The organism is Mycobacterium sp. H4Y (assembly GCF_000364405.1).
Taxonomy (GTDB): domain Bacteria; phylum Actinomycetota; class Actinomycetes; order Mycobacteriales; family Mycobacteriaceae; genus Mycobacterium; species Mycobacterium intracellulare.
In genome coordinates, this window is sequence record NZ_AKIG01000003.1 from 1 (window position 1) to 18,827 (window position 18,827).

The window sequence follows — 18,827 nt, forward strand, 5'->3', positions numbered from 1 at the left end:
GGGCAAGACCAGCGTGGTAATCCCCGTCGGGATTGCGATTGCGTTTGAGCTCACGGGAGATGACGCTGGCGTCGCGGTCGAGCTCGTCGGCGATCTCGACCTGGGTGAGGCCCTTGTCCAGACCCCGCATAATCACCAGGCGTTCATCGAAACTGAGCCGGTGTCCCCGCGCGCCCGGCCGGGTCAGATCACCTGGTTCGGCAAGGCCGGTATCAGAGCCCGTACCACTTCGTAATTGCATTGATCCAGCGTCATGCCACCAGCTCCATCCGGTCTGGATCGACACACCGACCTGACGGCCGGCTTCACGCAATGATTCCCCTGCACACACCCGATCAAAGAACTCTCGCCGCATCGAACGCGGATAAGCAACTGACACCTGCAACCTCCTCAAACGTGGAAATTGCATTGACCGTATGAATCTGCCGCCGGTTTTTCCGCCGCAGCGTTACGCTCGGCGCAATGCCAGGAGCGCGGGAGCGGAGGCGTGATGGGCGACGCGGCGGAAGGTCAAGCGGTCGAGCGTTACCTGCAATGCCTGACCGATCACGACTGGGACGGACTGGCCGGCACCCTCGCCGAGGACGGCCTGACCCGGGAGGGTCCGTTCTGCGACGTCGTCGAGGGCAAGGCGCACTACGTCGCCTACCTGCGCAAGGTATGCACCGCTCTGCAGGGCCACCGGTTGCAGGTGCGGCGGATCTCGCACGTCGACGCCCGAACCTCCTACGCCGAGCTGTCCGAGACGTTCGAGATCGATGGCGTCGCGACCACGTGGCCCGAATGCATCCTCTTCGAGCGGGACGACGACGGATTGATCGTTCACGTCAGCGTGTTCTTCAAGCAGCGCCAGGCCGACGCCGCCACGTAGCGGTCTATTCCCTCGCTTGCGGAATTGACCTAACGTGTCATGGATGGAGGCAGATGGAACTCCGGAGTCGGTGCCGGTCGAGAAATTGCACTCGGGCGACCCGATCACCGATTGTGGTCAGCGGTACATAGTTCTCGAATCGAAGGCGCTCAGCGACTGCGTGGTCCTCGAGCTCGAATCCCGGGTGGATCACCAACTGCAGGTCATCGAGAAATCGTTCCCCACCGGCTACCAGGTCGGCAGGGCGAACCACCGAATTTTATAGCCGACGAATTCTCGGCGGAACAAATGCGCGAGTAACCGTTCGACGGCTACCGCGCATTCGTGTTTTCGGGCCGCGCCAAACAGCCTGTGCCACTTAACTCTTCGGCGGCCGGATGTCGTTGGGGTTGTTCGGGTCGGGGTCACCGAACCAGCGTGAGGGCTCGTGCTCGCCGTACGCGTCGTGCCAGTCCCACCACTCGTAGGGAGCGGTCTGCGGATAGCCCTCCGGCGAATCCTCCCAGGTTTCCTGGCGTCCGAGCGCGGTCATGTCCAGGAAGCTCCAGGTGGTCCCCAGCGCCTCGTCGCCGCGGTTGTTGATGAAGTAGGTGCGAAACACCCGATCGCCGTCACGGATGAAGGCGTTGGTGCCGTGCCATTCGTCCACGCCGAAATCCGCGTCGAAGCCGTCGGTGATCGTGTACCAGGGCATCTTCCAGTCCATCCGCTCCTTGAGGCGCGCGATGTCGGCCTGCGGCGCGCGTGAGGCGAACACCAGCGTGGTGTCGCGGGCGTTCAGGTGGGCCAGGTTGCCGACGTGGTCGGCCATCATCGAGCAGCCCCGGCAGCCGCGCTCGGGCCAGCCGTCGATGTCGGGCCCGTAGAACGCGCGGTAGACGATGAGTTGGCGCCTGCCGCCGAACAGGCCCGCCAGGTTGACCGCGCCCTCGGGTCCCTCGAACCGGTAGTCGGAGTCCACCTCCATCCAGGGCATCCGGCGCCGCCGGGCCGCGAGCGCGTCACGGGCCCGGGTGAGCTTCTTCTCCTCTTCCAGCAGCTCTCGATGCGCGCTCGCCCATTCCTGGGCCGTCACGATCGGGGGTGTGTTCATCGCTGTGCGCCTTTCGAACTCGGGTGTTTTCAGGTCAGCGGCGCGAGGCCGGCGGAGGTGAGCAGGTAGGCGTCGTGGTCCGGGCCGGCGGTGGCGATCTCGAGCACCGACTTGCCCACCTGTTCGGCGGTGAGCGCGGGCCCGGCGGCCTGTAAGAAGGTGTCGACGTCGACGCCTTGGCGCTCGGCGTAGGCGGCGACGGCGGCCGCGCCGAGGCCGGTGGCCGGGGTCAACCGCGGCAGCACGGCGGTGAAGCCGATCCCGAGCCCGGCGCGTTGCGATTCGAGGGCGGCATAGCCGGCGAGGAACCGTACGGTCGCCTTGGCGCCCGCGTAGCCACCGGACAGCGGTGATCCGGCCAGGGCGGCGCCGCTGGACATCACGATCACCGAGCTGCCCGGCGCCAGCGGGCGCCGCAGCGCGTCACGAACCCAGTGAAACGCCTGCGCGACGTCGGAGTTCCAGTTGTCGCTGAACGACTCCCAGGTCTGATCCTGCAGCGGCGCCATCCGCGGCGCCGCCCCGGCGCACAGCACCAGGGTGCGCGGCCGGTGCCGGTCGATGAGCCGGCCGGCCGTCGCCGGATCGGCGGCGTCGGCCACCACCGGGGTGAAGGTGACGCCCAGTTGGGCGCGCACCTCCTCGAGCTGCGATCGGGTGCGCGCGACGCCGACGACCTCGGCGCCGGCGGTCGCCAACGCGGTGGCGATCGCGCGGCCGAATCCGCGGCCGGCCCCGGTCACGATCGCGGTGCTGCCGGCGAACCCGTCGGCGCCGGGGTTTGGGGTCTGGTTCATGTCGTGCTCGCTTCCTCGCGTGGACTGCGGCCGTGCCGCGACTTCACTGATTGAGATACGGGGGGGCGGCCGAATTCATCGCTGCCGGCCGATGAATTTCGGCGGCCGGATGTCTCTACAGGAGTAGGTTCACCACGCGGCCGAGAGGAGAGGGCATTGCCGGCGCAGGAGGAGTTCGTCGAGCGGGCGGCGCCGTTTCGTGCCGAGCTGATCGCGCATTGCTACCGCATGCTGGGCTCGGTGCACGACGCCGAAGACCTCGTGCAGGAGACGTATCTGCGGGGCTGGCGGGGCTATCAGGCCTTCGAGGAACGCGCGGCGTTGAAGACCTGGCTGTACCGGATCGCGACGACGGCCTGTCTGCGCGCGCTGGAAAACCGCGCCCGCCGCGTGCTGCCGGCCGGGCTGGGCGAGGGCTCGATGGACCCGGACGCCGACCTCGGTGCGGCGGGCGCGCACGCGTGGCTCGAACCCATCCCGGACGACATGATGTTCAAGAGCCCCGAGGAGGACTTCACCGCGAAGCAGAGCGTGCGGCTGGCCGTGATGACCGCCCTTCAGGAGCTTCCGGCGCGCCAGCGCGCGGTGCTGATCCTGCGCGACGTCGTGCAGTTCAGCGCCGCCGAGGTCGCCGAGCTTCTGGAGACCACGCCGGCCGCGGTCAACAGTTCGCTACAGCGCGCCCGGGCCCACCTCGCCGAGCTGTCCCCCAGCGAGGAACAGATGGCCGAGCCGGGCAACGCCCGGCGGCGCGAACTGCTCGACCGGTATTGCGCGGCATTCGAAAACGCGGACATGGCGGCGCTGACCGCGCTGCTGCAGGCGGACGTCAAACTCGAAATGCCGCCCCTGCCAGTGTGGTTCGCCGGCCGGGACACGGTGCTGAAGTTCCTTGCCGAGCGTGCCGTGGCGCAGCCCGGCGACATCGCGATGGTTCCGACCGCCGCGAACGCGCAACCCGCCGTCGCCGAGTACCGCCGCGCCGCCGATCACGTGTTGCGGGCCCATTCGATCCACGTCTTGACCCCCGGTCGCGACGGGATCGCCGGCATCACCGTCTTTCTCGACCCCGACTTGTTCAGCGCGTTTGGTTTGTCTTCAACCCGGTAATGTTTGTCCCAGGGACGTGATCGCAGCCCTTGCCATCTTGGGAAGCCCGACCTGCATCGACCCGCATCGTCATCGATGTCGTCGGACGGTTTACCTTCCCGCCCCACGTGTGGACAGGTCCTTCACACGCCAGGATCATTAGGCGCGGGAGACGTAGTTGAAGGGTGACGAGTGAAGATTCCCGGCGTTTCCGACGTCGTCGCCGGTGTGGCCGGCGGAGCCGCGCAGGTGGTGCGGGCAGGCGTGTCGACTGCGGCGGGGGCCGCCGGCGCGCTGCAGACGTTGGCCGGCCCGGTCGCCGAGCTCGCGGGCCCCGTCCTGCAATCGGTGGTTCAAACCACGGGCCGGGCAATCGGTGCCGACACGTCCACCGACAACGCCGCCGCCCCGATCACGCCGCCGGTGCGCTGGCGCAGCGGGCAACGCGTGCACCTGGACCTGGACCCGTTGCTGCCGTTCCCCCGCTGGGGCGAGTACGCGCCCGCCGTCGAGGAGCCGGTGCGCCGAATCCCGGGCGTGGCCGAGGCGCACGTCGAGGGTGCGTTGGGCCGGTTGGTGGTTGAACTGTCCGACGGCGCGGACCACGACGCCGTCTTGGACGAGGTGCGCTCGACCGTCGCATCCATCGCCGCCGATATCACCTGGTCGAAGTCGGAGGCGGCGACGCCGTCCGCGCCCTTCGCCGACCCGGGCAACCCCCTGGCGATTCTGGTGCCTCTCACCGCGGCGGCACTGGATCTGATCGCGATGGGCGCCGCGGTGACCGGATGGGTGACCCGGCTGCCCGCGGCGCCGCAGACCACCCGGGCCGCGGCCGCGCTCATCAACCATCAACCGCGCATGGTCTCGATCCTCGAGGAGCGGCTGGGCCGGGTGGGCACCGACATCGCGCTGGCCGCCACGACGGCCGCCGCCCATGGCCTGACGCAATCGTTCGGCACGCCGATGCTCGACCTGACCCAGCGCACCCTGCAGGTCTCCGAGGCGGCGGCGCACCGCCGGGTGTGGCGGGACCGGGAACCCCACCTGGCCTCGCCGCAACGGCCACAGGCCCCGGTGGTCCCGGTCATCTCGTCCGCCAAGTCGGAGGTGCCCCGGCACAGCTGGGCGGCCGCGGCGGCCGGCGAGGCTTCGCACGTCGTGGTCGGGGGAACCATCGACGCGGCGATGGACAAGGCGAAGGGCTCGATGGCCGGGCCGGTGGAGAGCTACGTCGATTCCGCGGCGAACGGCTCGCTGATCGCCGCGGTCAGCGCGCTGGTGGCCGGCGGCGGCACCGACGACGCGGCCGCGGCCATCGAAGCCGGGGTGCCGCGGGCCGCGCACATGGGCCGACAGGCGTTCGCGGCGATTTTGGGCCGCGGGCTCGCCAATTCCGGACAGCTGGTTCTCGACCCGGGCGCGCTGCGCCGCCTGGATCGGGTGAAGGTGGTCGTCATCGACGGCGCCGCCCTGCGCGGCGACCATCGCGCGGTCCTGCGGGTCCGCGGCGACGCGCCCGGCTGGGACGACGACCGGGTCTACGAGGTCGCCGACGCCCTGCTGCACGGCGAACAGGCGCCCGAGCCCGACCCGGACGAGTTGCCGGCGACCGGTGCACGACTGAAATGGGTTCGCAATCAAGGGCCTTCGGCCACGCCCGCGCAGGGCCTGGAAAGCGCCGACCTGATCGTCGACGGCGAATGCGTCGGGAGCGTCGACGTGGGCTGGGAGGTCGACCCGTACGCGATCCCGCTGTTCCAGACCGCGCACCGCACCGGCGCGCGGGTGGTGCTCCGCCACGTCGCGGGGACCGAAGACCTGACCGCCAGCGTCGGCGCGACGCACCCGCCCGGCACCCCGCTGTTGAACGTGGTCCGCGAGCTGCGGGCCGATCGCGGACCGGTGCTGCTGATCACCGCGCTGCACCGCGACTTCGCGTCGACCGACACCCTGGCCGCGCTCGCGATCGCCGATGTCGGTGTGGCGCTTGATGATCCGCGCGCCGCCACGGCGTGGACCGCGGACATCATCACCGGTACCGACCTGGCCGACGCGGTGCGGATCCTCTCGGCGATTCCGGTGGCCCGATCGGCCAGCGAGTCGGCGGTGCACCTGGCCCAGGGCGGCACCACGCTGGCCGGGCTGCTGCTGGTCACCGGTGAGCAGGAGAAGACCACCAACCCGGTGAGCTTTCGGCGCTGGCTCAACCCGGTCAACGCCGCGGCGGCCACGGCCCTGGTGGCCGGAACGTTCTCGGCCACCCGGGTGCTGCGGCTGCCCGACCCGACCCCCCAACCGCTGACCGCCTGGCACGCACTGGATCCCGAGATCGTCTATTCGCGGCTCGCCGGCGGCGCGCGGCCGCTGGCCGTCGAGACCGAACCCTCGTGGCGGCGCCGTCTCGACGACCTGTCCTACAGCCCGGGCCTGGCGCCCCTGCGCAAGCCGCTGCACAACATGGCCCGGCTGGCGTCGGCGACCCGGACCGAGCTCGCCGATCCGCTGACCCCGATCCTGGCCGTCGGGGCGGCCGCGTCGGCGATCGTCGGCAGCAACATCGACGCGCTGCTGGTCGCGGGAGTCATGACCGTCAACGCGATAACCGGTGGGGCGCAACGTCTGCGGGCCGAATCCGCGGCCGCCGAGCTGTTCGCCGAGCAGGACCAGATGGTGCGCCGGGTGGTCGTCCCCGCGGTCGCAACGACGCGCCGCCGGCTCGAGGCGGCCAAGCACGCCACCCGCACGGCGACGGTGTCCGCGAAGTCGCTGCGGCCCGGCGACGTCATCGATCTGGCCGCCCCCGAGGTGGTGCCGGCCGACGCCCGCCTGTTGGTGGCCGAGGACCTCGAGGTCGACGAGTCCCTGCTCACCGGCGAGTCGCTGCCGGTGGACAAGCAGGTGGACCCCGTCGCCGTCAACGACCCCGACCGGGCCAGCATGCTCTTCGAGGGCAGCACCATCGTGGCCGGCCACGCCCGGGCGATCGTGGTGGCCACCGGCGTCGGGACCGCCGCGCACCGCGCGATTTCGGCGGTCGCCGACGTCGAGACGGCGGCCGGAATCCAGGCGCGGCTGCGGGAACTCACCAGCAAGGTGCTGCCGCTGACGCTGGCCGGAGGTGCGACGGTGTCGGCGTTGGCGCTGCTGCGCCGCGCCCCGCTGCGCCAGGCGGTGGCCGACGGCGTCGCGATCGCGGTGGCCGCCGTGCCGGAGGGGCTGCCCCTGGTGGCCACCCTCTCCCAGCTCTCGGCCGCCCAGCGGCTGACGGCCCGCGGCGCGCTGGTCCGCGCGCCGCGCACCATCGAAGCGCTGGGCCGCGTCGACACCATCTGTTTCGACAAGACCGGCACGCTCACCGAGAACCGGCTACGCGTGGTGTGCGCCGTGCCGGTCGGGGTCGACCCGCACGACCCGCTGCCCCAACTGACCGATCCGCAATCGGCGGGGCTGCTGCGGGCCGCCGCGCGGGCGTCCGCCCAGCCGCAGGACGGCCAGGGCCATGCCCACGCCACCGACGAGGCTATCCTCACCGCCGCGAATTCGCTGAACGGCCATGGCGATTCGGACTGGACGATGATCGCCGAGGTGCCCTTCGAGTCCAGTCGCGGCTTCGCCGCCGCGATCGGCGCGCTGGGTAGCTCCAACGGGCATCCCGCCGACGCGCCGGTGCTGATCCTCAAGGGCGCGCCCGAGGTCATCCTGCCGCGCTGCCGGTTCGCCGACCCGCAGGCCGACCAGGAACGGGCCGAGGGCGTCGTCCGCGGTCTCGCCGAACAGGGCCTGCGGGTGCTCGCGGTGGCGCAGCGCGGTTGGAAGCACGAGACCGACGACGACGACACCGACGCCGACGCCGTGGACGCCGCGGCCGAGGACCTCGAGCTGCTCGGCTACGTGGGCTTGGCGGACACCGCCCGGGCGTCGGCGCGCCCGTTGATCGAGGCGCTCACCGACGCCGACCGCGACGTCGTGCTGATCACCGGCGACCACCCCATCACCGCGCGGGCGATCGCCCGGCAGCTGGGCCTGCCCGCGGACGCGCGGGTGATCACCGGCGCCGAACTCGCCGGGCTCGACGAGGACGCGTGCTCCAAGATGGTCGCCGACGTGCAGGTCTTCGCCCGCGTCAGCCCGGAGCAGAAGGTGCAGATCGTGGCCGCGCTGCAGCGCTGCGGGCGGGTGACCGCGATGGTCGGCGACGGCGCCAACGACGCCGCGGCGATCCGGATGGCCGACGTGGGGATCGGGGTGAGCGGGCGCGGTTCGTCGGCCGCCCGCGGCGCCGCGGACATCGTCTTGACCGACGAGGATCTGGGCGTGCTGATGGACGCCCTGGTCGAGGGCCGCAGCATGTGGGCGGGCGTCCGGGACGCCGTGACGATTCTGGTCGGCGGCAACGTCGGTGAAGTGCTGTTCACCATCATCGGCACCGCCTTCGGCGCCGGCCGTGCACCGGTGGGCACCCGCCAGCTGCTGCTGGTCAACCTGCTCACCGACATGTTCCCCGCGCTCGCGGTGGCGGTCACGTCGCAATACGTCGAGCCCGACGAAGCCGAGGAGGCGTCGCCCGAGGCGGCCGAGGAGGCGCGCCGGCAGCACCGGCGCGCGGTGCTGACCGGGCCCACGCCTTCCCTCGACGCGCCGCTGATGCGCCAGATCGTCACCCGCGGCGCGGTGACCGCGGCCGGGGCGACGGCGGCCTGGGCCATCGGGCGCTGGACGCCGGGCACCGAACGCCGCACGGCGACAATGGGTTTGACCGCCCTGGTGACGACGCAGCTGGCGCAGACGCTGCTGACCCGCCGGCACAGCCCGCTGGTGATCGCGACCGCGCTGGGCAGCGCCGGTGTGCTGGTCGGCATCGTGCAGACCCCGGTGCTCAGCCAGTTCTTCGGCTGCACGCCCCTGGGTCCGGTCGCCTGGTCGGGGGTGCTGGGTTCCACCGCGGGCGCCACCGTGATCTCGGCGCTGGCGCCCAACTGGCTGGCCAAGCAGGTCGCCGCGTTGGAGCCCGCCGAGGAGTGATCGCGCGGTCCGGCGACGGCGAGCGCCGTGGAGCGGCGCGAGTAAGGAGCCGGACGATCCTGTTCAGCCGGACAGCTCCCTGCGCAGCACCTTGCCGGTCGGGTTGCGCGGGATGCGGTCTACGACGTTGATGTCGCGGGGTTGTTCGAAGCGCGAGACGCGGCTCTTCAAGTACTCCCGGAGCTCCGGCACGTCGATGTCGCTGCCGGGCCGCGCCACCACGAACGCCACCAACCGTTGGCCGAACCGCTCGTCGGGGACGCCGATCACCACGTTGTCGGCGACGGCGGGGTGGCGGGCGAGCGCGTTTTCGACCGCGCGCGGATAGACGTTCTCGCCGCCCGAGATGATCATGTCGTCTTCGCGGCCGACGATGAACAGGCGGCCGGCGTTGTCGAGGTAGCCCATGTCGCCGGTGCTCGTCATGCCGTCGACGACGGCCTTGGCTTCCCCGGCGCCTTCGGTGTAGCCCTTGCCGGCCAGGTCGCCGCCGACGAAGATGCGTCCGGTCACCCGCGGCCCCACCGGTCGGTCGCTCTTGTTGAGGATCCGCACCGGGCAGCCCGCCACCGGCCGCCCGACGGTTTCGGGGGCCTCGCGCAGGTCCGCGGGCGTCGCAAGGGATCCGATGCCGACCTCGGTGGAGCCGTAGCCGTTGTAGAGGATCTCCCCGTAGGTGTCCATGAACCGCTGCCCCAGCGTGGGATCCATGCGGTCGCCGCTGGACATCACCACGCGCAGGTGCGGCACCGGGTTACGCGCCCGAACCCGCTCGGGCAGGTCGAGGATGCGCGCGAGGACGACGGGCACCGCGGTGAAGGCGTCGGCGCGGTGCAGCGACGCCTGGGCGAGCGCGGCCTCGGCGTCGAACTGGCGATGCGTGAGCACGGTGCCGCCGAGGGCGATCGTCAGCATCAGCATGCCGAGCCCCAGGCCGTGAAACATCGGCATTGCCACCGAGATTCGCGAACCGGTACGCAACCGGGTGCGGTCAAGGATGGTTACCCAGACCCCCACGGCGGAGCGCAGCTGCGGTGCGCGCGGCACCCCTTTGGGTTTGCCGGTGGTGCCCGACGTCAGCAGCACGATACGGCCGGGCGCGGCCACCCGCGGCCGCCGGGCGCCCTCCTCGGCGGTGACCGTGGCCGGGTCGACCGTGGCGACCGAGTCGTCGGCGGCCCGTATCCGCTCGGCGAATTCGTTGTCGGCGACCATCGTTGAGATGCGGTGGGCCTGCACGGCGGCCGCCAGCGCGTCGCTGCGGAACTCCGTACTGACCGGGACGACGTCGGCGCCCAGCAGCGCGGCGGCGAAGACACCGGCGACGAAGCCGCGCCCGTTGCGGCACATGACCCCGACCGCGCGGCCGGGCGCGACCCCGTCCGCGGCCAACCGCCGCGCCAGGGACTCGGTTTCGCGTTGCAGTTCGCGGTAGCTCAGGGCGCCGTCGTCGTCGACGATCGCCGTGCGGTCGGGCCAGCGGGCCGCCGTGACCGCCAGCAGCGTGTAGGGGTTCGTGCCGCCCCGGCGCGCCTCGCGAAGCAGCCGCACGCCCGCCGTCGGCGACGGCGGGGTGAGCAGGCCGGAGTGCACCAGGGCGCGGACGGCGGTGGTGGCGACGCGGTCAGTGGTCACGGTCGCCCCCGTCGGCATCGGTGAGGAATCGGCGGTGCCATAGCCGGGCGGCGTGGTCGGCCGGCCCGGCCAACAGCACCGAGGCAAACTCGGCCGGCAGCACCCAGGGCGGCTCCAGGGTGCGGGGCCGCTCGATGACAGCTTTCGCGATGACGTCGGCGGCGTCATCCGGTGACAGGCCGGGGAACCGGCCGAGGAGGGGCGTGGGCGCGATCATGCGGGTGCGGACCAGCGCGAAGTAGATGGTCGTGACGTCGACGCCGTCCGCGTGCAGCTCCGGAGCCACGCTGCGCAGCCAGCGGTCGAACGCCCCCTTCGATGCCTGATAGGCGCCCCACTGCGGGCCCGGCGCCACCCGCACGCCGACGCTGGACACGTTCACGATGTGCCCGCTGCCGTTGTCGCGCATCGCGGGCACGAGTCCCAGCAGCAGCCGGACGGGCCCCAGGTAGTTGATGTCGATGGTGCGCTGGAAGTCGTGCGGGCGGTCGTACTGGTGGTGCAGCGAGCGGCGCAGCGACTTGCCCGCGTTGCTCACCACGATGTCGAGCGGGCCGTGCTCCTCGGTGATCTGCTTGGCCAGGCCGCTCACCGCGGATTCGTCGGTGAGGTCGGTCGGGTAGGCGACCGCGTGCCCGCCGCCGGCGTTGATCGACGCCGTCAGGTCCCCGAGCCTCTCCTCGGACCGGGCGACCGCCAGCACGGTCGCGCCGGCGGCCGCCAGCCTGCGCGCGGTCGCCTCGCCGATGCCGTAGGAGGCGCCGGTCACCAACGCGGTCTTGCCGGAGGTGGCGGCACGCAGCTTGTCGGGATCCGACACCCGCGCCGGATTTGCCACGTGGTCGCCCGCCGCGGTGAGGACCGCGTTGAGGGCCTGGGCTACTGCGTTCAACATCGCTGCCGCATTCATTCGAGCCGCTGGCCGGGACGTGGCTGCTGCTCAACCGTGTCCCGACCCGTAACTACAAGTAGCAGACCACATTGCGGCCCGGGTCCGCGCTTCGGCCCGGCCGTGACGACCCGGTGGCACTCGCAGTGAGGGGCGGGACGCAAGGTGCCGGGCGCTCATGCCGGATGAGCGCCGCGCACAACCGATCTCGCTCCGACCGCAGCAGCGGCGGTTCTTTTATGAGAACACGGTAATTTCGGCGTTTCCTTTGTTTAGGCCGCGTGTCGAATGGGCACAATGGCGGCATGTTTGCGCGTCACATGGTTCGTTCCGTTGGTCCAGCAGTAGTTATCGCCGCGTCGGGCATGGCCGCCTCGGCCGTCTCCGGTTCCCTCATCCCCACCGCCGCGGCCCAATGTCCCGACGTGCAAGTGGTCTTCGCCCGCGGCACCGGCGAAGAACCCGGCGTCGGCCCCACCGGCCAAGCCTTCGTCGACGCCCTGCACCAACGCGTCGGCGACCGCTCCTTCGACGTCTACCCCGTCAACTACCCCGCCACCGACCAATGGGACACCGGCATCGACGGCATCCGCGACGCCGGCGCCCACGTCGTCTCCATGGCCCATGACTGCCCCAACACCAAAATGGTCCTCGGCGGCTACTCCCAAGGCGCCGCCGTCATGGGCTTTGTCACCTCCGCCGCCGTCCCCGAAGGCATCGACCCCGCCACCGTCCCCAAACCCCTGTCCCCCGACGTCGCCAACCACGTCTCCTCAGTCGTGCTCTTCGGCATGCCCAACGTGCGCGCCATGAACTTCCTCGGCGAACCCCCCGTCGTCATCGGACCCGCCTACCAAGACAAAACCCTCAAAGTCTGCGCCACCGAAGACCCCGTCTGCTCCGACGGCATGAACTTCGCCGCCCACAACACCTACGCCGACGACGGCTCCATCATCGACAAAGGCGTCGCCTTCGCCTCCAGCCACCTCGGCATGGGTAGCCCCGGCGCGATGTCGGTCGCGTCGCCGCACGGCGGTTTCGGAGAGTGAGCGGCTAACCCGCTGGCGGGGTTTTATCGCCCTGTGTCACACGGGGTCTCGGCCCGCGCCCCGCGGGCGTACAGGGGGCGGCGCTAGCTGCCGAACATGGCGGTGATCGTCTCGTTGAACCGCGGATAGATGTCGTCGTAGGTGCCGTCACGCTCGGCGTAGCGGAACATCTTGACGCGCTCCACCACGATCTCGTTGGCCTGTGGCTGCGTCTGCAGCAGCGTCATCGTCTCGGTGATGTACTCGTCGAGCGGCATCGCCCTGGGATCGAATCCCCGCTCGCCCTGCAGGGCGGTGCGCACGTGCGGCGGGATGATCTCGATCACCTGGACCGAGGTGTCGCGCAGCTGGAAGCGCAGCGATTCGGTGTAGGAGTGCAGCGCCGCCTTGGAGGCGCAGTAGGTGGGGGTAAGCGCGCTGGGCATGAACGCCAGGCCCGACGTGACGTTGAGGATGGTGGCGTGCGACTTGCGCAGCAGCGCCGGCAGCAACGACGCGGTCAGCCGCATGGGGCCCAGCAGATTGATGGCGACGGACTGCTCGGCCAGGCCGACATTGCCGCTGGTGAGGTCCTCGACCCGCTGGATGCCGGCGTTGTTGATCAGCACATTGAGGTCCGGGTAGTGGTCGGTCACCTCGGTGGCGAACCGCCGGATGTCGGCGGCGTCACCCTGATCGAGCGACAGGGTTTGGATGCCCGGGTTGGCCTCTGCGACGGCCCGTAGCTGGTCGCTGCGTCGGGCGGCGATGATCACCTGGTTGCCCAGCCGGTGAAAAGATTCGGCCAGACCGCGGCCGATTCCGCTACCACCGCCGGTGACCAGAACCGTATTGCCCGTCATTTGCATCGCGGTTCTCCTTCGGATTCGCTCGACCGGCACACCCGACCGACGCAGCGGAATGCCCCGTTGGGAAGCCGGCTAACCACGATGCCCTATCCACCCGCGCGATGTCACGGCCGGCACCCTGGGAGGGCGGGCCGCCGGAGGCGGGATTATGCCGCGGCGGCCCGGTTGTGCAACTTCCGCGGGTCGACGCCGGCGCGGGCCCACGCCCGGGCCGCCCAAGGGGTGTAGAGCGCCTTGACGGGGAGTCGGTTGATCAGCGGGTTGAGCGCCCGGATGACCCCGGCGAAGCGCTGGAATCGCTTCTCCTTCTTGGCATCCCAGTGCAGCTGGCACACCTCGCGCATCTGCGGCGGCAGCGTTCCGACGACGACCAGCCTGGTATAGGCGTTCAGCGGAGCCGACACCACGTTCCAGATCGGCTTGGGCATCCAGCGCGGGCCCGGGATGCCCTTGCGGATGTAGCCGGTGCCGTACAGCACGGTCTTGTGCGGGACGAACCGGTCCAGCATCTCGTCCCAGTAGGCCACGAAGTCGTCGTAGGTCTGCGGCTGGCCGCGGTCGCTGACGCCGTAGAGGCTGTACCAGACCTTGCCCTCGTTGAAGATCTGCTCCTTCTCGGCGTGTGACAGCCGCCGGATGAAGGTGTCGGTGTTGTAGATGACCTGGTCGACGAAGCTGGCGTGGGCCCAGTAGAATAGCTCCGGGTTCAACGCGTGATACCGCGAGCCGTCGCTGATCGTGCCCTTGATGGTCTTGTGGAAGTCCCGCACCTTTCGCCCCCACTCGTGGGGGTCCTCGGAGTAGACCGTGTTCATCAGCGGAGGCGCGGTCCGCTTGGCCCGGCCCAGCGTGTCGCTGAAGATCACGGAGTGGTCCAGCACGCCCTGCGCGAGCTGCTCGATGCAGTTCTCGACCCCGGCGGTGCGCTGGAATCCGAACAGCTGGGTTCGGTTGTCTCCGTAGAACTTCCAGATCAACGAATCGGGCCCCAGGCGCGGTGACGTGTCGTCGGTGGCCGACCAGTCGGGGCCGTCGGTGGGCATGGGCACGGCCTCGCGCACGCCGCTGTCGAAACGCGATCCCGCGCTCGGGGCGGCGAGTTCGTCGTTCTGGGCGGTCATGCCCACCTCCTCATGCACGCGCTGAGCCGGCCACGCGTTGTGAACCAGTGACACAAAGTCGTATCTTTGTTTCAGAGCCTAGCAGCCGTCCCGCGGCCTCGCACATCGCCGGTGGGCCGCGCCGCTTTCCTCGCGCCGAAAAGCGCCGATGAACCGTGCCGGAGAGTTGATACGATGCCGCCAATCATGCAGTCCGAACCGGGCTCGGCCTCTCACTCCGCTTCCGCCGAGGCGCTGACCGATCTCGATCGCACCATCCTGGACACCGCGCGCGGCGTGTTCGAGACCTACGGCGTGCGTCGGGCCAATATCGACGACGTCGCCACCCGGGCCGGGGTCAGCCGCAGCACCATCTATCGCCGTTTTCCGACCAAGGAGAAGCTGTTCGGGCAGGTAGTGCGGCGCGAGGCCGAGCTGTTCTTCAGCACGCTCGATCAGGCCACGGCGGGGTGTGATCCGCGGGAGGCCGTGGTCGAGGCGTTCGCGCTCGGGGTGCGCCTGGTGCAGGACTCGCCGCTGTATTCGCGGATCGCCGAAAGCGAGCCGGAGCTGTTCGGGATGTTCTCCCGGTCGCACGTGTTCCCGATCCGCCAGTTCGCCGACGGGATCGCCCATACCCTGCGGCGGTGCGGCGCCGAGATGTCCGGGACCGACCTGGACAACGTCGCCGACATCCTGCTGCGCGTCGCGCTCGGCATCATCGTCTTTCCCACCGACCGGCTCGACACCTCGGACCCGGCGGCAGTGCGCGAGTACGCCGCCCGCTATCTGGTTCCGATCATCGGCCCCTGAAGGCCGTTGCGGTGTCGGTGCCCTGAACTACGCTCGACCCGTGGCTGGGAGTTCTGCGGCTCCACGGACCCGGTATGCCAGTTGCGGCGAGATCGACATCGCCTATCAGGTCTTCGGCGATGGCCCGATCGACCTGCTCGTGCTGCCGGGCCCGTTCATCCCCATCGACTGCGTCGACAGCGAGCCGTCGATGTACCGCTTTCATCGGCGCCTGGCGTCCTTCTGCCGGGTGATCCGCTTCGACCAACGCGGGATCGGGCTGTCCTCCCGGGTCCCGTCGCTGGACATGATCGGCGCGGAATCCTGGGCCAACGACGCGATCGCGGTCATGAACGCGGTCGGATGCGAGCGCGCGACGATCTTGGCTCCGAGCTTCACGTCGCTGGCCGGGGTGGTTCTCGCCGCCGATTTCCCCGAGCGGGTGAACAGCCTGGTGATCGTGAACGGCCAGGCGCGCACGCTGCGCGCCCCCGACTACCCGTTCGGCTCCGATCTCGCCGAGGCCGACCCCTACACCACCGTCGCCATCGAGCCGGACGCCGTCGAGCGGGGCTTCGACATCCTCGGCATCATCGCCCCCAGCGTCGCGCACGACGACGCGTTCCGGTCGTGGTGGGACATGGCCGGCAACCGGGCGGCGTCGCCCAGCATGGCGCGCGCGTTCATCGGCAAGATCCGCGAGGGCGACGTGCGCGACCGGCTGGACCGGGTCGGCGTGCCGACGCTGATCCTGCACCGGGACAACCCGCGGTTCAGCCCCGTCGGGCACGCGCGCTACCTCGCCGAGCGCATCCCCGGGTCGCGCCTGGTCGAGCTCCCCGGCGAAGACGTCCTGTACTGGGTGGGCGACACCGGGCCGATGCTGGACGAGATCGAGGAGTTCATCACCGGGATCCGCGGCGCCTCTGACGCCGAGCGGCTGCTCACGACCATCGTGTTCACCGACATCGTCGGGTCGACCGAGCGCGCCGCCGAGCTCGGCGATTACCGCTGGCGCGACCTGCTGGACAACCACGACAGGATCGTGCGGCACGAACTGCAGCGCTTCGGCGGCCGCGAGGTCAACACCGCCGGGGACGGATTCGTCGCGACGTTCAGCAGCCCGAGCGCCGCGCTCGCCTGCGCCGACGCTCTCGTGGACGCGGTGCAAGTGCTGGGCATCGAGGTGCGGGTCGGCATCCACGCCGGCGATGTCGAGGTGCGCGGCGCCGGCAAGGACGACATCGCCGGCATGGCCGTGCACATCGGCGCGCGGGTGGCGGCCCTCGCCGGGCCGAGCGAGGTCTTGGTGTCCTCGACGCTGCGCGACATCGTCACCGGATCGCGGCACCGCTTCGGCGACCGGGGCGAGTCCGCCCTCAAGGGCGTGCCGGGCTACTGGCGCCTCTACGCCCTCGTCCGCGAGCACGCCGCCGTCCGCCGGTAACCCCGCGCGCGGCGTAGGCTGCCCAACGGGGGAATCTTCGCCAGCCCACTGTGCGATTTGGCGTCCAGCTCGGGGCTGCTGCCCGAAGGAGTTACGCATGACCGACGTGGACATCACGCTGCCTCCCGCGCTGCGGCGGGCACTGGACCTGCTCATCGATCCGCCGGCCGATCCCGACGTCAGTCACGGCTATCTCGACCTGCTCGGCTCCGGTTCGGCCGGCGACGACGGCGTGGGGAAGAACACCGGCCCGATCCAGGCCGCGTGGGCGTCACGAGTCGGGTCGATGCTCTACGACAACGCCCAGGCCTTCGCTCGCCAGTGGATCAGCGCCTGGCAGCTGCCGCTCGAGTGGTTGCAAATCCCGCCCGGCGGTATCGCGCTGGACGTCGGCTCGGGACCGGGCAACGTCACCGCGTCGCTGGCGCGGGCCGCCGGACCCGACGGGCTGGCCCTCGGCGTCGACATCTCCGAGCCGATGCTCGCCCGCGCCGTCCGCAATGAGGCCGGGCCCCAGGTCGGCTTCATCAAGGCCGATGCGCAGCGACTTCCGCTGCGCGACAACACCTTCGACGCGGCGGTGTCGACCGCCGTGCTGCAACTGGTTCCGGACCCGAAGGCCGCGCTCGCCGAGATCGCGCGGGTGCTGCGGCCCGGGGGCAGGGTGGCGATCATGGTCCCGACGGCCGGGCGGCTGGCCCGCTATTGGCAGCTGCTGCCCAACGTCGGGGCGCACGCGTTCGACGACGACGAGATCGGCGACACCTTGGAAGACAACGGATTTAGCAGCGTTCGGGTCAAGAACGTCGGCACCTTCCAGTGGGTGCGCGCCAAGCTGGGCTGACTTTTCCGGGCGGCTTGTTATTCGGCGCTCTGCGCCAGCGCGGCGAGCCGATCCATCGACTCGCGCAGCATGTCCGTCGTCGTCGCGCGGGCGCGCTCGAGGCGGGTGGCGTCGGTCAGCTCCGTCCAGTCGTACGTGTGGGTCACCGTGGTCAGCTCGGCGTTGACCGGGCTGAGCTCCCAGCGCCACAGGTGACCGGGCGGCTGCTTGCCGGGTTCGGCTGGGCGCCAAGCGATTTTGCTGCCCTCGACGAACTCGGTGACATGGTTCTCCCGCACCGCGCCGTTGGTCAGCGTGGTCTTGAACACGTCACCCACTGCGCGCACGCGCTGACCGGGCGCCGATGACGCCAGATTGCCGTTGCCGTCCCAGCTCGGCTGGCGCGACGGGTCGGCGATCAGTTCGAAGATCCGCGCGGCGTTGGCCGACATGACCCGGGTGGCGGTCACGATGCGTTCGGTATCGGACATACCGCTATCCAAACACGGAGCGCCGCCCGCCGCGCCGGGCCACGTCGAGCCGGGCGGTTCACGGCATCCGGGGCAGCGCCTCGACCGGTCCGGCCAGCGCCGCCTTCACGTAGCGGGTATCGTCGTCGGCCAGCACCTCCTTGTCGTCCGCCTCGATGCCGTCGACGATCGCGCGTGCCACCTGGCGCGGGTCGTTCTTGGGCGCGTCGAAGCCGGAGGTCATGTCGGTGTCGGTGAAGCTGAGATGCGCGGCAATGACCAGGGTGCCCTGCTTCTCCAGTTCGGCACGCAGGGAATTCGTCATCGACCACAGGGCGGCCTTGGAGTCGCCGTACCCACCGGATCCGGGCATCCAGGACAGGATCGAGGCGATGTCGACGAGGGCACCACCGCCGTTGTCGGCCAGGACGGGTGCGAATGCCTTGGCGACGCGCAGCGCGCCGAAGTAGTTCGTCTCGAAGACCGCTCGCACCTCTTCGATGTCGCTGTCGAGCAGGGTCCGGGCGCCGAGAACGCCGGCATTGTTGATGACGATTTCTGCGTCGGCCGCCGTCGTCGCCAGCGCGGCCACCGAGTCCGGCCGGGTAACGTCCAATTCGACGCCGATCACGCGGGGGTCCTCACTGGGCTTCGGCACCCGCGCCGTCGCGTAGATCTTCGCCGCGCCCCTGTCCAACAACTCGGCCACGATGGCCTTGCCGAGACCGCGCTGCCCGCCGGTGACCACCACGGCCGCTCCGTTGACGTTGACCATGATCCTGCTCCTTTGACTGAGGCAAAATTGCTTTGATTACGTCAAGCTAGTTGTCGGCAGCGACGCAGTCAAGTAGTATTTGCCTATGTCTTCATCGTGGATTGCGTCACAGCGATACGGCTGC

General features: G+C 70.2%; 17 protein-coding genes. 8 read left to right on the forward strand and 9 right to left on the reverse strand.

The annotated features are described in order from the left end of the window. The coding region (locus tag W7U_RS26305; protein ID WP_170320638.1) for a helix-turn-helix domain-containing protein at positions 1–379 on the reverse strand (379 nt) is incomplete at its 3' end. A 111-nt stretch (positions 380–490) separates the two neighbouring features. On the opposite strand from W7U_RS26305, the gene W7U_RS20895 reads away from it, so the two are divergent. Further along, on the forward strand, positions 491–871 hold the full coding sequence (locus W7U_RS20895) for a nuclear transport factor 2 family protein (RefSeq protein WP_008262266.1): 381 nt from the start codon (positions 491–493) through the stop codon (positions 869–871). A gap of 43 nt (positions 872–914) precedes the next feature. Further along, a complete protein-coding gene (locus W7U_RS20900) occupies positions 915–1,136 on the forward strand; it encodes a hypothetical protein (protein ID WP_009957137.1) in 222 nt (73 codons plus the stop codon). Positions 1,137–1,229: 93 nt separating this feature from the next. On the opposite strand, the gene W7U_RS20905 is transcribed toward W7U_RS20900, so the two are convergent. Further along, entirely contained in the window at positions 1,230–1,964 is a 735-nt protein-coding gene (locus tag W7U_RS20905) for a DUF899 domain-containing protein (RefSeq protein WP_008262270.1), read from the reverse strand. 29 nt (positions 1,965–1,993) lie between these two features. Then, the gene (locus W7U_RS20910; protein ID WP_008262275.1) at positions 1,994–2,761 is read right to left on the reverse strand and encodes an SDR family oxidoreductase; all 768 of its coding nucleotides are present in this window, start codon (positions 2,759–2,761) and stop codon (positions 1,994–1,996) included. A gap of 156 nt (positions 2,762–2,917) precedes the next feature. Here W7U_RS20910 and W7U_RS20915 point away from each other — a divergent pair, with 156 nt between their 5' ends. Both W7U_RS20915 and W7U_RS20920 read left to right on the forward strand, forming a co-directional pair. Continuing rightward, on the forward strand, positions 2,918–3,871 hold the full coding sequence (locus tag W7U_RS20915) for a sigma-70 family RNA polymerase sigma factor (RefSeq protein WP_008262277.1): 954 nt from the start codon (positions 2,918–2,920) through the stop codon (positions 3,869–3,871). Positions 3,872–4,042: 171 nt separating this feature from the next. Beyond that, entirely contained in the window at positions 4,043–8,875 is a 4,833-nt protein-coding gene (locus W7U_RS20920) for a cation-translocating P-type ATPase (protein ID WP_008262279.1), read from the forward strand. Between the two features lie 63 nt (positions 8,876–8,938). On the opposite strand, the gene W7U_RS20925 is transcribed toward W7U_RS20920, so the two are convergent. Then, positions 8,939–10,510, reverse strand: coding sequence for an AMP-binding protein (locus tag W7U_RS20925; RefSeq protein WP_036429856.1), 1,572 nt, complete (start codon positions 10,508–10,510; stop codon positions 8,939–8,941). Next, positions 10,500–11,405, reverse strand: coding sequence for an SDR family NAD(P)-dependent oxidoreductase (locus W7U_RS20930; RefSeq protein ID WP_008262282.1), 906 nt, complete (start codon positions 11,403–11,405; stop codon positions 10,500–10,502). The genes W7U_RS20925 and W7U_RS20930 overlap by 11 nt, the downstream gene beginning before the upstream one ends. A gap of 299 nt (positions 11,406–11,704) precedes the next feature. Between W7U_RS20930 and W7U_RS20935 the strand changes: the two genes are divergently transcribed. After that, on the forward strand, positions 11,705–12,448 hold the full coding sequence (locus tag W7U_RS20935; RefSeq protein ID WP_036429697.1) for a cutinase family protein: 744 nt from the start codon (positions 11,705–11,707) through the stop codon (positions 12,446–12,448). Positions 12,449–12,531: 83 nt separating this feature from the next. Here W7U_RS20935 and W7U_RS20940 read toward each other — a convergent pair whose 3' ends face one another. Both W7U_RS20940 and W7U_RS20945 read right to left on the reverse strand, forming a co-directional pair. After that, on the reverse strand, positions 12,532–13,296 hold the full coding sequence (locus W7U_RS20940) for an SDR family NAD(P)-dependent oxidoreductase (protein ID WP_008262286.1): 765 nt from the start codon (positions 13,294–13,296) through the stop codon (positions 12,532–12,534). 146 nt (positions 13,297–13,442) lie between these two features. After that, positions 13,443–14,417, reverse strand: coding sequence for an oxygenase MpaB family protein (locus W7U_RS20945; protein ID WP_050989431.1), 975 nt, complete (start codon positions 14,415–14,417; stop codon positions 13,443–13,445). A 186-nt stretch (positions 14,418–14,603) separates the two neighbouring features. Between W7U_RS20945 and W7U_RS20950 the strand changes: the two genes are divergently transcribed. The 3 genes from W7U_RS20950 to W7U_RS20960 all read left to right on the forward strand — a co-directional run bounded on the left by W7U_RS20950 (position 14,604) and on the right by W7U_RS20960 (position 17,479). After that, positions 14,604–15,209 (forward strand): TetR/AcrR family transcriptional regulator, encoded by a 606-nt coding sequence (locus tag W7U_RS20950; protein WP_008262290.1) that lies wholly within the window; start codon positions 14,604–14,606, stop codon positions 15,207–15,209. A gap of 40 nt (positions 15,210–15,249) precedes the next feature. Further along, positions 15,250–16,635: an adenylate/guanylate cyclase domain-containing protein gene (locus tag W7U_RS20955; protein WP_008262300.1), complete on the forward strand. Its 1,386-nt coding sequence runs from the start codon at positions 15,250–15,252 to the stop codon at positions 16,633–16,635. Positions 16,636–16,732: 97 nt separating this feature from the next. Further along, entirely contained in the window at positions 16,733–17,479 is a 747-nt protein-coding gene (locus W7U_RS20960; protein WP_008262302.1) for a methyltransferase domain-containing protein, read from the forward strand. 17 nt (positions 17,480–17,496) lie between these two features. Here W7U_RS20960 and W7U_RS20965 read toward each other — a convergent pair whose 3' ends face one another. Further along, positions 17,497–17,949 carry an SRPBCC family protein gene (locus W7U_RS20965; protein WP_008262303.1) on the reverse strand — a complete coding sequence of 151 codons (453 nt, stop codon included), beginning with the start codon at positions 17,947–17,949 and terminating at the stop codon, positions 17,497–17,499. 58 nt (positions 17,950–18,007) lie between these two features. Beyond that, a complete protein-coding gene (locus W7U_RS20970) occupies positions 18,008–18,703 on the reverse strand; it encodes an SDR family oxidoreductase (RefSeq protein WP_008262306.1) in 696 nt (231 codons plus the stop codon). Between the last annotated feature and the right edge of the window lie 124 nt (positions 18,704–18,827).

Excerpts from the sequence above, each read along its gene's own strand:
- W7U_RS20910 (WP_008262275.1), bottom strand. The coding sequence starts at position 2,761 with ATGAACCAGACCCCAAACCCCGGCGCCGACGGGTTCGCCGGCAGCACC.
- W7U_RS20970 (WP_008262306.1), bottom strand. The coding sequence starts at position 18,703 with ATGGTCAACGTCAACGGAGCGGCCGTGGTGGTCACCGGCGGGCAGCGC.
- W7U_RS20895 (WP_008262266.1), top strand. The coding sequence starts at position 491 with ATGGGCGACGCGGCGGAAGGTCAAGCGGTCGAGCGTTACCTGCAATGC.
- W7U_RS20905 (WP_008262270.1), bottom strand. The coding sequence starts at position 1,964 with ATGAACACACCCCCGATCGTGACGGCCCAGGAATGGGCGAGCGCGCAT.
- W7U_RS20900 (WP_009957137.1), top strand. The coding sequence starts at position 915 with ATGGAGGCAGATGGAACTCCGGAGTCGGTGCCGGTCGAGAAATTGCAC.
- W7U_RS20930 (WP_008262282.1), bottom strand. The coding sequence starts at position 11,405 with ATGTTGAACGCAGTAGCCCAGGCCCTCAACGCGGTCCTCACCGCGGCG.
- W7U_RS20950 (WP_008262290.1), top strand. The coding sequence starts at position 14,604 with ATGCAGTCCGAACCGGGCTCGGCCTCTCACTCCGCTTCCGCCGAGGCG.
- W7U_RS20960 (WP_008262302.1), top strand. The coding sequence starts at position 16,733 with ATGACCGACGTGGACATCACGCTGCCTCCCGCGCTGCGGCGGGCACTG.
- W7U_RS20945 (WP_050989431.1), bottom strand. The coding sequence starts at position 14,417 with ATGACCGCCCAGAACGACGAACTCGCCGCCCCGAGCGCGGGATCGCGT.
- W7U_RS20965 (WP_008262303.1), bottom strand. The coding sequence starts at position 17,949 with ATGTCCGATACCGAACGCATCGTGACCGCCACCCGGGTCATGTCGGCC.
- W7U_RS20935 (WP_036429697.1), top strand. The coding sequence starts at position 11,705 with ATGTTTGCGCGTCACATGGTTCGTTCCGTTGGTCCAGCAGTAGTTATC.
- W7U_RS20940 (WP_008262286.1), bottom strand. The coding sequence starts at position 13,296 with ATGCAAATGACGGGCAATACGGTTCTGGTCACCGGCGGTGGTAGCGGA.